The organism is Streptosporangium sp. NPDC006013 (assembly GCF_040614275.1).
Taxonomy (GTDB): Bacteria; Actinomycetota; Actinomycetes; order Streptosporangiales; family Streptosporangiaceae; genus Streptosporangium.
The window spans coordinates 1-12,543 of the sequence record NZ_JBEXUE010000297.1; the positions used below are offsets into that span (position 1 = coordinate 1).

Sequence of the window (12,543 nt, forward strand, 5' to 3'; positions counted from 1 at the left end):
GTCCCTGCGGCCCGCGGCCTGACCCACTCGGCGGACACCCCGTCCCGCGCGAACCGCTCTGTACCTTCGGCGGGACGAGGCGTGCCCGGACCCCGAGCGGACCCGAGATCGCCTCGGCCGAGCGGGCGGACCGGGTCGTGGGGCTCTCCTTCGGCTCCTGCGTCGCGCTGCAGATGGCCCTGGAGGCGCCCGAGGTGGTGCGGCACCTGGTGCTCGCGGCGCCGACGCTCGGCGGCGCGCCACCCGACCCCGCGGCCAGGCGGCGTTACCTGGAGCTCATGATGTTGCGCAGGGCGGGCGGCGCGCGGGAGCAGATGGCCGAGCTGTGGATGAGCTCCCCGCCGGACATCTTCCGCGGCACCGAGGCTCATCCGGAACTGCGTGCCCGGCTACGGGAGGTGATCGGCAGGCACTCCTGGGCCGAGCTGGACAGCGGGGCGATGGCGGGGCTCACCGCACATCGGCACTCGGCCGAGGATCTGATCCGGATCAGGGCCAGAACCACGGTGATCATCGGAGATTCGGACATGCCGGTCTTCGTAGACAATGCCAAGATGCTGGGAAAGATGGTGGCACAATGCGATATTCGTACGATTCATAACTCCGGACACCTCCCCCTGCTTGAGTGTCCGGAAATGTCGGCAAAAGCGGTATTTGCGGGACTGGCGTTATCTGAGAGAGTAGACACTGCTTGACCTGATTGTAGGAATACCTAGATTAGGACACCCGTAAGGGGGGATAGTTGCCCCTGTTATTGAGTTTCTTCGGTATGACCATCATGGTGCTGACCAAACTCGACCCCACCGACCTGGCATTCCTGTTCGGCCCCCATCTGGTGGAGGCCGGCGAAGCACAACTGGTCGTGAAGCTTCTCACCAGTAAGGCCGCAGAGGGAGAACTGCTGGTCCAGCGTCCCGACGGGATGTTGCTGCAGCGTCGCGTGTTCCGAGGGTGGAGCACCATGCCACCACCGCTTCCTCCGTTCGCCGTACTCGACCATCTCTACCTGGTGATGCGTGCCGTCGTCATGACCAAGGACGACGTGACGGTCGCGCTGATCGGCAGTGCCTGCTCGCCCGGCGCCGGCGTGGCGGCCGCACTGGCCGGCCGGTCCTGGCGGCCGGTGTCGGGGCAACTCCTCGTGGTCGACCGAACCACCGGGCACACGCTCCCCTTCCATATTCCGCTGGACCTGCGCGGCAGTGCCCTGGAGTCGGCTAGGAGCGGCGGGCTGATCGGCCAGGAACCGGACCCGGCGACCTGGCGGCAGGCTCATCCCGCACTGGCCGGGGAGTCCGTTCTGGTCCGCCCCGAGCGGCTGGGCCCGCCCGTCCCGATCACCGCCAGGCTCGCCCCGCCCACGCTGGTCAGGCTCTGCCAGGGAGACGACGACCGCTGCAGGCTTGAGCCCTGGTCGTTCCAGCCGCACATCTGGCCGCCGGCCGCCACGGAACTGGCCGACGCGCCCCGCTACCGGCTGCTCATGCCGGAGTTCGGCGGCGCGGAGGAGGCCGCGGCACTCATCGACGACAGGATCCAGAAGGAGCCCCCATGCCCCGGCGGACCGCGTACGGCCCGGGAACACCGTGCTGGGTTGATCACATCACCGTCGATCTGACCGGCGCGAAACAGTTCTACGGCGACCTCTTCGGCTGGGAGTTCACCAGGGAGAACAGTCGCGGCTACCACCTGATCACGTTGCGCGGAGAGATCATCGGCGGCCTCGGTCCCAGCCCGATGGGCCCGGCCTTCGGCTCGTCCTGGAACGTCTACCTGGCCGCCAAGGACCTCGGCCACACCCGGGCGGAGGTCGGGCGCCTGGGCGGCCGGATCGTGATGGGCCCGGTGCCCGCGGGCGAGAACGGCCGCCTCTGCCTGGCGGTCGACCCCTCAGGTGCGGCGGTCGGCTTCTGGGAGGGCGGCAGGGACGAGGGCGTGGTCCTGGTGGACGAGCCCGGCGCCCTGTGCGCCTGCGAGCTGCACACCTCCCGCCAGGAGGCGGCGACGGAGTTCTACCGGAGCCTGTACGGCGACGCGCCCCTGGTGATCCGACCCTCCGCCAGGACCGGCTGGGTGCCGTTCTTCGGCGCCGGTGCCGGTGCCAGTGCCAGTGACGCCGCCGCGGCGGCCCTGGCGGCCGGGGCCCGCCCGCTGGAAGGCGGCCTGCTCGCCGACCCGCTGGGCGCGGTCTTCGGCCTCACCAACCTGAATTAATCCATAAATGCGTATAAATACGTATTAACAATATTCGCTGCACTTTGCGAGGATTCAACGGTTAGCAGTTTTCCTGCGGGAGGGGTATTCCATGGCGCCTGACGTGGTGGTCATAGGAGGGGGCCCGGCGGGAGCGATCTCCTCGGCGCTGCTGGCCCGGGCCGGCGCCCGGGTGCGCCTGCTGGAACGGGACTTCTTCCCCCGCTACCACATCGGCGAGTCGATCTCCTCCTCCTGCCGGGCCATCATCGACCTCGTCGGCGCGCGGGAGAAGGTCGAGGCCCGCGGCTACCAGGTCAAGGAGGGCCTGCTGCTCCGCTGGGGCGCGGAGCGCGACTGGACGATCAACTGGCCGGACCTCTTCGGTGACCAGGTTCGATCCTGGCAGGTGGACCGCGCCGACTTCGACGACGTGCTGCTCAAGCACGCCGCCGAGCAGGGCGTGCAGGTGGTCCACGGGGCCCGCGTGCGGAAGGTCGGCTTCGACGACGGCCGCGCCGTAGGCGTGGAATGGGTACACGAAGGGCACCGCCAGGAGACCGCGGCCGACTTCGTGGTGGACGCCTCCGGCCGCGCCGGCGTGCTCTCCGCACAGCACTTCCGCAACCGGCGGCCGCACGACGTCTTCCGCAACGTCGCCATCTGGGGCTACTACCGGGGCGGCGCCCTGCTGCCCAGCACTCCCAGGGGCGGCATCAACGTGATCTCCTCCCCCAACGGCTGGTACTGGGTCATCCCGCTCAGCGGCGACGTCTACAGCGTGGGCTTCGTCACCCACAAGGACCAGTTCCTGGCCCGCAGGTCCGGGTTCTCCTCGCCGGACGAGATGTTCCTGACCCTGGTCGCGGAGTCGGAGACGGTGGCGGAACTGGTGGCGAGCGGCGACTTCCAGGGCGAGGTCCGCGTCGAGCAGGACTTCTCCTACTCGGCTGACAGCTTCTGCGGCCCCGGCTACTTCCTGGCGGGCGACTCCGCCTGCTTCCTGGACCCGTTGCTCTCCACCGGCGTGCACCTGGCCATGTACAGCGGCATGCTGGCGGCCGCGACCATCCTGTCCGCACACGCGGGGGAGGTCACCGAGCGCGAGGCGCTGGGATTCTACGAGTCCCACTACCGCAACGCCTACGGCCGGATGTTCTCCATGGTCGCCGGCTTCTACGAGCAGTACCGGGGCAGGAACAGCTACTTCTGGCTGGCGCAGCGCCTGGCCAGAGGCCAGTATCCGGAGCTGATGAGGAAGCGCGTCAGCGGCGCCCAGGCACCCCCCGACGGCGCCTTCGCCTCGATCACCGCGGGCCTGACCGACCTGGACGACGCCACCCGCGTCGGCGGCGCGGCCCCGCTGGACGCGATGGTGCTGGCCGGCGAGCTGACCGCGGGCCGGGACCGTGAGAACACCGACGGCACCGCCGACAGGCTGTACCTGGTCACCGAGCCGAGGCTGGGCATCGGACGGTCCACCGAGCCGGTGTCACCGCACTGATCAGGAGCCGATCAGGGTCCGATCACAGTCCGAGGGCGGCGGCCAGCTGGTGCCGCCCTCGGATACCGAGCTTGCGGTAGATGCGGCCCAGGTGAGTGTCGATGGTGCGCTTGCTCAGGCAGAGCCGCTCGGCGACCTCCATGCTGCTCATGCCCTGCCGTACCAGCTCGACGACCCGCTGCTCGGCGGGGGTGAGCAGGATCTGGGCCTGCGGCGGCTGCGCGTCCGGCGCGTGCTCCGGGCCCGCCGACGGTTCGGCGGCGATCGTACGGGCCGCGGTGTGCTCGCCCAGCGCGTTGTACGCCTTGGCGGCGTGCGCGCGCCAGGGCAGGCAGGCGGGGTTGGTGATGCCCCGGGCGGAGAGCCGGTGCCCGCAGTCGAGGAACAGGCTCAGCGCGGTGACGTGGTCGCCCGCCGCCGCCGCGATCAGTCCCTGAACCTCCAGGATCAGGCTCTTGATCAGCGGATGGGCGTCCGCGGGCATCGTCATCTCACGTACCAGCTCCGCGGCGTCCTGCGCGCGGCCCATCCGGATCAGGGCCCGCGCGCCACAGGCGCGCGCCGCCGTGGTCAGCACCCGCGCGCCGATCCGCTCGGCCCCCTCCCGCGCGTCGAGCGCGTCCCGCAGGCTGTCGGCCGAGTCGCCCCGCCGGTGGCCGATATCGGCCCGCAGGAGCAGCCCGAGCGCGTGCAGATCCGGCTGGTCCCAGGTACGGGCGTCCTGCAGGATCCTGCCGCACACGGCCAGCGCCTCCTCCGGGCGCCCCGTCCAGCCGAACGCCAGCGCGGCGCCCACCAGCCCGGTTCCCGCGGGCCGATCCCGGCGAGAGCGTTCCCGGGTGGCCCGCGTCGCCAGCCGCCTGGCGGTGCCCGGATACCGCCCGCTCGCCGCGACCATCGCCGCCAGCGCGCCGGCGAGCTCCTTCGCGGCCGAGTCCGGCACGCCCGAGGAGGCCATCCGCACCGACCTGCGCAACCCGGCGCGGTACCCGGACAGCACCCCCTGCGCGGTCAGCCGGAGCAGCGGCTCCCTCGGCGGGTCCGCCATGGCCGCCAGCTCGTGGGCCACGGTGACGAACGGCCGGACCCCCACCGTGCTGGCGACCAGCGCGGGGCTGGCCAGGTTCAGCAGCGACCTGGCCCGCCTGACGGGGTCGGGCGCGGTGCTGACCAGTGTCTCCGCGTGCCGGACGCAGGCGTCCAGGTCGTGGCGGAGCTCGACCGTGCCGAGCTGCAGGGTCAGCTCGTGAATGGTGGCCGGATCGTCGGAGCAGGCCAGCGCGCGGCGCAGGTAACGGGTCGCGTCGTCGTACTCGCGGGCCGCGACCGCCTCGGTGGCCGCCCTGCGCAGCACCGGAACGCCCCAGTCGGAATCGGTGAGCATCAGGTGCTCGGCGGTCTGGGCGGCCGGCGCGCCCAGCCTGGCCAGCAGCGCGGCTCCGCGTTCGTGCAGGCCGAGCCGGGTCTGGTTGTCGATGCGCGACAGTACGGCCGTGCGGATCAGGGGGTTGTGGAACCGCACGGGCGACCCCGCCGTGATCAGACCCGCCTGGGCGAGGGCCCGGCGGGCCTGCCGGATCTGCGGCTCGCCCTGGCTCAGCAGGATCGCCGCCACGGTGACGTCGGTGTCCGGTCCCATGACGGCGAGCTGGGTGAGCAGTTCGTAGGCCACCGGGTCGTGGTCGTGCAGCCATTCGAGCACGGTGGCGGACAGGGCCGCCGTGCCGATCTCCAGCACCTGGTCGGGGTCGGGCTCGCCCGGGCTGATCCTGGCCTGCCGCATCCGGCTGGTCAGCTGGCGCAGCACCAGCGGGTTCCCCTGCGAGAGCGTGTGACAGAGCGCGGCCAGCTCCACATCGGGCGGCGCACCCAGCGCCTCGGCGACGAAGTCGGCCGTGCAGGTCGCGCAGAACGGTCTGAGCTGGACGAACCGCGCGTACGGCAGCTTGGCCAGATCCGTGCCCAGCCCGGCCGGGGGGCTGCCGGGCAGCGTGGCGATCATCATCACCGGCAGGTCGTCCAGGCGGCGCGCGATATAGGAGAACCAGCGCAGCGACGGCATGTCGGCGAAGGACAGGTCGTCGATCGCGATGACCACCGGCTGCTCCGCGACCAGGTCGCGGGTCATGTGGAACAGGCTGATCAGCAGGTCCTGGGTGGCGGCGCCGTCATCGTCGGCGGCGCGGTCGAACTGCCCGCGGGGCCGCTCGCCGGCGGACATCACCGGGTCGAAGAGCTGGCGGACCATACCGTAGGCGAAATGGCTCTCGCTCGGATGACAGCGTGCCCGCAGCACCAGACTGCGCGGGGGAAGCATTTCAGTCATGGCGCCGAGCAGGGAACTCTTGCCCATTCCGTTTCCGCCCAGGATCGCCGCGACGGTAGGGCGGCCGGCCCGTAGTCCGTCGAGAGCCTCTCGGAAGACAGCCAGTTCTCTGTCTCTGTGAAGAAGCGGTGCCATGCTTCATCGTCCCATTCTCCCGATACGGATCTCAACGGGTTCGGTGCCCGTCTTTCTCGGCGGCGCCGGTTCAGGAGTGGGCCACGGGCGCCGATCCCGGGCGTCCGGCGCGGTGATACCGAGGCGAATACGTCGGCGCCCTAAGTATCGGCCGCGCGATGCGTACGATTTTTTGCGCATTCACCATCCAGGTCCCCCCGTGTTTAAATCCGCACTGAAGAGGGTTGTCGAGAGCTTGTTATAAAAAGGCGGATGCTGATGGAGAGTCCACGACTAAAGGCCCATTTCCATGTCGAGGTCGTGGACGGATCCCGGGTCTTCCTGTTCGCCGAGGGGAAGGACTTCCTGGTACCGGGGAAGGCCGCCGTGGCGGTGCTCCCCTACCTCGACGGCCGCAGGAGTGTGAGTGAGATCGTCCAGGAGCTGTCCGGGAGCGTTCCATTCACCACGGTGCTGACCACGCTGCGTCGCTACGAGGCGGCGGGGCACCTCGCGGAGGGCAGGCCGGACCTGCCGGAGAAGGTGCTGGCCTACTGGGACGCGCTGGGCATCGATCCGGCGGCCGTCACGAAGGGCACGCCGGTCACCGTCGCGGCCGCCGAGGGGGTGGACGCCACACCGGTCACGGCCGCCCTGACCGAGCTGGGGTTGAAGGTGCTCACCGGCGCGATCGACGAGGTGCCCGCCGAGGGGGTCTCGGTCGTGCTCGTGGACGACTACCTCGACCCGGCCCTGGAGCGCCGCAACGCGTCGCAGCTGGCATCCGGGCTCCCCTGGCTGCTGGCCAAACCGGGCGGTGTCAGCCCGTGGCTCGGCCCCTTCCTCGATCCCGACCACACGGGCTGCTGGTCGTGCCTGGCGCAACGGCTCAGCGGCAACCGCCAGCTGGAGCGCTACCTGGCGGGGAAGCGGGGCGAGCGGACGCCGTTCCACCCGGTGCGCGCGCAGATCGCGGCCGGACCGCTGGCGCTGGCCGGGATGCTGGCGGCCGAGGTCGCCAGGATCGTGGCGACCGGCGAGCCGGGTGCGCTCTGCGGTCAGATGGTCGCCCTCGACCTGGCGACCATGGAGACCAGCAGGCACATACTGATCCGCCAGCCGCAGTGTCCCTCGTGCGGCACGCCGTCCGACGGCAATCCCAAGATCGTGCTCGCTCCGCGGCAGGCCAACCACGTCACCGACGGCGGTTACCGGGTCGACCAGCCACAGGAGACGTTCGCGCGGCTGGAGCGGCACATCAGCCCCCACCTGGGCGCGATCACCAAGCTGGTCTCGATCGGTGCCGACCCCAGTGGCCTGACCTACAGCTACGCCGCCGGCCACAACTTCGCCATGGTCAACGACAGCATGGACCTGCTCCGCCGCAACCTGCGCGGGCAGAGCGGTGGCAAGGGGCGCTCGGAGATCCAGGCGAAGGTCAGCGCGGTCTGCGAGGCGATCGAACGGTACTCGGGGGTCTGGCGGGGGGATGAGGTGGTCATCCAGGCCGCCTACGCCGACCTGGATCCGGCGACCGCGGTGCACCCCGACCGGTTGCTGCTCTTCTCCGACGAGCAGCGGGCCGGGCGCAAGGAGTGGAACGCCGACCCGGCGCACCGGCTGCAGCAGGTGCCCGACCCGTTCGAGGAGAACGTGCCGTTCGACTGGTCACGGGCCTGGTCGCTGACCCGCGACGAGGAACGGCTGGTCCCCGCCGCCTATGCCTGGTACGGCCACCCCGACCTCTACCGCCACTTCTTCTGCATCGCCGACTCCAACGGCAGCGCGGCGGGCAACACCCTGGAGGAGGCCATCCTGCAGGGCATCTGCGAGCTGGTCGAGCGTGACTCCGTGGCGCTGTGGTGGTACAACCGGCTGCGCCGCCCCGCCTTCGACCTCGACTCGCTGAACGACCCCTACGTGGGCGAGCTACGGGACTTCTACGGGGCCATGGACCGTGACCTGTGGATGCTCGACCTCACCACCGACGTGGGCATCCCGGTGTACGCCGCGGTCTCCCGGCGCCGCCACGAGGTGGAGGACATCATGGTCGGCTTCGGCTGCCACCCCGATCCGCGCATCGCGGCGTTCCGCGCGCTCACCGAGCTCAACCAGTTCCTGCCGACCGTGGAACGGCGTGACGAGCAGGGCAACACGCTCTACCGGGTGGACGACCCGGAGATGCTGGCCTGGTGCAAGGAGGCCAGGCTGGAGGGGGAGCCCTGGCTGCTGCCTGCGGAGGACCTCGCGCCGGTCACCGTCGGCCCGCCCGCCCCCACCGACCTGGCCGTGTGCGTGCGCCGATGCGTGGACTCGATCGAGGCGGCGGGATCCGAAGTGATCGTCCTCGACCAGACCCGTCCCGACCTGGACCTGAACGTCGTCAAGGTGATGGCGCCCGGCCTGCGGCACTTCTGGCGCCGCCTGGCACCGGGCCGCCTCTACGACGCACCGGTACGGCTCGGCTGGCTCGACCGGCCGACCCCCCAGGACGAGATCAACTCCTGGAACGTGTTCTTCTAAGTGAACGGTCCCCCCATGAACCCCATCATCGTCTCCCGGCTGCGCCGGGACGCGTCGTTCTCCGGTGAGCGCATCCAACTGACCACCACGGCTCTCGAACTGAGGAACCTGTCACCGGGACAGGGCACGGCCCTGAAGCTGCTGGCCGAGGGCGACCACGATGACGCCGCCCTGGCAGCCGCGGTGACCACGGCGGACGGCGAGGCGGGACTGCTCCGCTGGCACCTGCTGTTCCGCGGGCTGAACACCTCCGGGCTGCTCGAACACGCCGCAGTGGTGGACGGCACCGTGGTGGCCAGGCTCTTCTCCGTCGGCCGGGGCTCGACGCTGCCGGCGGCGGCCCCCGCGGGCCCGGTACGGCTGTCGCGCTTCGCCGAGGCGCGGGTGGTGGACGGCACGCTGACCCTGCAGACCCCCGGCCGGCACCTGGCCGTCGAGCTGATGCCGCAGGCCGCCGGGCTGCTCGGCGAGCTGGCGACCTGGAGCACCTCGGTGCCCGCCCCGGTGCTGCGGCTGCTGGCCACGGCCGGCCTGCTGGCGCCGGGCGGCCCCGATGAGGACGTGGAGGTGGCCGAGCGCCCCTACGCCCAGTGGCACCCCGCCGACCTGGCCTTCCACTCCCGTACCCGCTTCCCCGCCTCGGTCGGCGGATACGGCGGGACCTATCCCATCAAGGACCGCTTCGCACCGGAACCGGTCTCCCCGCCGCCCGCCGGTACCCGGACCGTCGCGCTGCCGGTGCCCGACCTGGACGAGATCGCGGCCGGGGACCCGTCGCTCACCGAGGTGCTCGAACGGCGCCGCTCGATCCGCGCCCACGACCAGGACAGGCCGATCACCCTCGCCCAGCTCGGCGAGCTGCTCTACCGGAGCCTGCGCAGGCGGGGCACCATGACCGGCGGCGACGGCCAGGAACTGGCCGACCGGCCGTATCCGAGCGGCGGCGCCGTACACGAGCTGGAGGTCTACCCGCTGGTGACGGCGTGCGAGGGACTGGCGCCCGGCCTGTGGCACTACGCGACCGACCGGCACGAGCTGGAGCTCGTCGCCGAGCCGGGCAAGGCCACCGAGGCGCTGGTCGGCCAGGCTCGGGGCGCCGCCATGCTGGAGGCGGATCCACAGGTGGTGCTGCTGGTGGCGGCCCGATTCGGCCGGGTGATGTGGAAGTACGAGACCGTCGCCTACCCGCTGGTCCTCAAACACGTGGGCGTGCTCTACCAGACCCTCTACCTGGTGGCCACCGCGATGGACCTGGCCGTGTGCGGCCTGGGCGGCGGGGACGCCGCGGCCTTCGCCACCGCCTCGGGACGCGACCCGCTCCTTGAGGGCACGGTCGGGGAACTCGTACTCGGCTCCCGGCCCCGGACGGAGGAGTAGACCGCGATGAGATTCCGCTACCAGGCGCTGCAACGGATGCGCGAGCCCGACGAGCTGGACTCCCCCACCCTGCTGGCCACCCCCCGGGGCTGGATCGCGGTCTTCGTCGTGATGATCGTGATGGCGGGCGGGCTGGCTTGGGCGTTCGTCGGCGAGTTGCGCATCTCGGTCGCCGCCCCGGGTGTCCTCACCCACCCGGGCGGTACGGCCCGCATCCAGAGCCACTACTCGGGGCTGGCCCGCCGCGTGCTGGTCCGGCCGGGCGACCGGGTGATCGTCGGCCAGTCCGTCGCCGAGCTGCAGGACGCCGACGGCAAGACCCAGGAGGTGGCCAGCCCGTTCACCGGCCAGGTGGTCGGCACCACGGTCAGCGACGGCCAGGTGGTCGCCGTCGGCACCACGGTCGCCACGGTCGAGCGGACCGACCTGCCCGACGACCGCCTGGTCGCCATGGTGTTCGTGCCCGCCGACCGGGCGGCGTGGATCGCCCCCGGCCGCCCGGTCGACCTGGAGGTGTCCACCGCGCCCGCCGCGGCCTTCGGACTGCTGCGCGGCCAGGTCACCTCGGTCAGCCGCTACCCCCTGACCGGTGAGGCGCTGGCCGGGCTGGTCGGCGGCGAGCTGGCCGCCAAGAGATACGCCGCGGTCCAGGCCCCCCTGATGATCATCGTGGACCTGATCCCCGACCAGAACTCGCACTCGGGATACACCTGGTCGACCGCGCAGGGACCGCCCGTGCAGCTCGACTCCCAGGTGACCGTGTCGGCCTCCATCCACCTGGGCGAGCAGACGCCGTTCGACCTGGTGCTCGGGCGCTGAGCGGAGGAGGCACCGATGACGAACACGACATTGAAACCCGCGGAACCCGCCAAGCCCGCGCCCAAGAACCAGCCACGCCCCCCGCGCCCCCGCAGGAAGAACCGGCACCGGGTGCCGACCGTGATCCAGATGGAGTCGGTCGAGTGCGGCGCGGCCGCGCTGGCGATGGTCCTGGGCCACTACGGCAAGCACGTGCCGCTTGAGGAGCTGCGGGGCCGGTGCGGGGTGTCCAGGGACGGGTCCAAGGCATCCTCGATGCTCGCGGCGGCCCGCTCCTACGGAATGATCGCCAAGGGCTTCCAGGTCGAGGCCGAGCTGCTCCGCGACCAGAGCGGGCCGGTGATCATTTTCTGGGCGTTCCAGCACTTCATCGTGGTCGAGGGACTGGTGACCCGGTTCGGCCGCACCATGGTCGCGATCAACGACCCGTCCTCGGGTCCGCGGCTGATGGAGTGGTCGGAGTTCGACTCCGGCTTCACCGGGATCATGCTGACCTTCGAACCCGGCCCCGATTTCAAGCCGGGGGGCGAACGCGCCAAGCTCAGCAAGGCGCTGCTCCAGTGGCGGCTGCCGTCCGGACGCGCCCTGCCGCTGGTGCTGCTGGCCAGCGTGCTGCTGCTGCTGCCCGGCATCGCCGGGCCCGCCTACTACCGGGTGTTCATCGACCGGGTGCTGAGCGGCAACTCCCCTGACATCCTGCCGCCGCTGCTGATCGTCATGGTGTTCACCGCGGCGGCCACCTTCGTGCTGACCTCGGTGCAGCAGTACTACCTTCTGCGGCTGGAGATCAGGGTCGGGCTGGTCGGCTCCGCCCGCTTCTTCCGTCACCTGCTCCGGCTGCCCATCGAGTTCTTCCTGCAACGCCGACCGGCCGAGGTCGCCAAGCGGATCTCCACCAACGACACGGTGGCCGAGATCCTCTCCCGCGACCTCGCGCTGACGGTGATCAACATGGTCCTGGTGGCGTTCTACGCCGCCCTGCTGGTCCGCTACGACGTGCTGCTCGGCGTCATCGGCGTCGGCATGGCGGCGCTGAACATCCTGGTGCTGCGCTGGGTCGCCCGGGCCCGCAAGGACGCGGTCACCGCACTCCGCACCGACCGCGGCAACCTCACCGGCACCACCTTCGCCACGCTCAGCATGATCGAGACGGTCAAGGCCACCGGCGCGGAGCCCGACGCCTTCACCCGCTGGGCGGGTTTCCTGGCCAAGGTCGTCTCCGCGCAGCAGCGGCTCGGCGTACCCACCGCGGTGCTGGTCGTCGTCCCGCCCCTGCTGGCCACGGTGAACACCGGCCTGATGCTGCTGATCGGCGGGCTGCGGGTGGTGGAAGGCGTGCTCAGCATCGGCATCCTGATCTCCTTCCAGACCCTGCTGGCCGCGCTGAGCAGGCCGGTCACCCAGCTCACCAACCTCGGCGGCCGCCTGCAGGACCTCAGCGCCGACGCCAAGCGCATCCACGACGTGGAGCGGCACCCGATCGCCCGCTGCTTCGAGCGTGCCGGCGGCGAGGCGGAACTCGGCACCCGCCTGGAGGGCCGCCTGGAGTTGCAGGAGGTCACCTTCGGGTACGGGCCGCTGAGCGATCCGGTCATCAAGAACCTCTCGCTGAGCATGACACCGGGCAGCCGGGTCGCGATCGTGGGCGGTTCCGGCAGCGGCAAATCCACCCTGGGCCGCCTGCTGA

Annotated in this window: 9 protein-coding genes; 8 read left to right on the forward strand and 1 reads right to left on the reverse strand. The window is 70.9% G+C overall.

Features of this window, described 5'->3' with window-relative positions:
• Positions 1 to 137: 137 nt before the first annotated feature.
• From ABZ260_RS33960 to ABZ260_RS33975, 4 genes are all read left to right on the forward strand, one after another.
• The gene (locus tag ABZ260_RS33960; RefSeq protein WP_355625923.1) at positions 138 to 695 is read left to right on the forward strand and encodes an alpha/beta hydrolase; all 558 of its coding nucleotides are present in this window, start codon (positions 138 to 140) and stop codon (positions 693 to 695) included.
• A 74-nt stretch (positions 696 to 769) separates the two neighbouring features.
• Entirely contained in the window at positions 770 to 1,618 is an 849-nt protein-coding gene (locus ABZ260_RS33965; RefSeq protein ID WP_355625925.1) for a hypothetical protein, read from the forward strand.
• Positions 1,552 to 2,214 (forward strand): VOC family protein, encoded by a 663-nt coding sequence (locus tag ABZ260_RS33970; RefSeq protein WP_355625927.1) that lies wholly within the window; start codon positions 1,552 to 1,554, stop codon positions 2,212 to 2,214. The genes ABZ260_RS33965 and ABZ260_RS33970 overlap by 67 nt, the downstream gene beginning before the upstream one ends.
• Positions 2,215 to 2,305: 91 nt before the next feature.
• Positions 2,306 to 3,697 (forward strand): NAD(P)/FAD-dependent oxidoreductase, encoded by a 1,392-nt coding sequence (locus ABZ260_RS33975; protein WP_355625929.1) that lies wholly within the window; start codon positions 2,306 to 2,308, stop codon positions 3,695 to 3,697.
• A gap of 22 nt (positions 3,698 to 3,719) precedes the next feature.
• On the opposite strand, the gene ABZ260_RS33980 is transcribed toward ABZ260_RS33975, so the two are convergent.
• Positions 3,720 to 6,158, reverse strand: a complete 2,439-nt coding sequence (locus ABZ260_RS33980) for an AAA family ATPase (protein WP_355625931.1) — start codon at positions 6,156 to 6,158, stop codon at positions 3,720 to 3,722.
• A gap of 252 nt (positions 6,159 to 6,410) precedes the next feature.
• On the opposite strand from ABZ260_RS33980, the gene ABZ260_RS33985 reads away from it, so the two are divergent.
• From ABZ260_RS33985 to ABZ260_RS34000, 4 genes are all read left to right on the forward strand, one after another.
• Positions 6,411 to 8,660: a TOMM precursor leader peptide-binding protein gene (locus ABZ260_RS33985; RefSeq protein ID WP_355625933.1), complete on the forward strand. Its 2,250-nt coding sequence runs from the start codon at positions 6,411 to 6,413 to the stop codon at positions 8,658 to 8,660.
• 15 nt (positions 8,661 to 8,675) lie between these two features.
• The gene (locus ABZ260_RS33990) at positions 8,676 to 10,037 is read left to right on the forward strand and encodes a SagB family peptide dehydrogenase (protein ID WP_355625935.1); all 1,362 of its coding nucleotides are present in this window, start codon (positions 8,676 to 8,678) and stop codon (positions 10,035 to 10,037) included.
• A 6-nt stretch (positions 10,038 to 10,043) separates the two neighbouring features.
• On the forward strand, positions 10,044 to 10,856 hold the full coding sequence (locus tag ABZ260_RS33995) for an HlyD family efflux transporter periplasmic adaptor subunit (RefSeq protein ID WP_355548790.1): 813 nt from the start codon (positions 10,044 to 10,046) through the stop codon (positions 10,854 to 10,856).
• A 15-nt stretch (positions 10,857 to 10,871) separates the two neighbouring features.
• The coding region (locus tag ABZ260_RS34000) for a cysteine peptidase family C39 domain-containing protein (protein ID WP_355625937.1) at positions 10,872 to 12,543 on the forward strand (1,672 nt) is incomplete at its 3' end.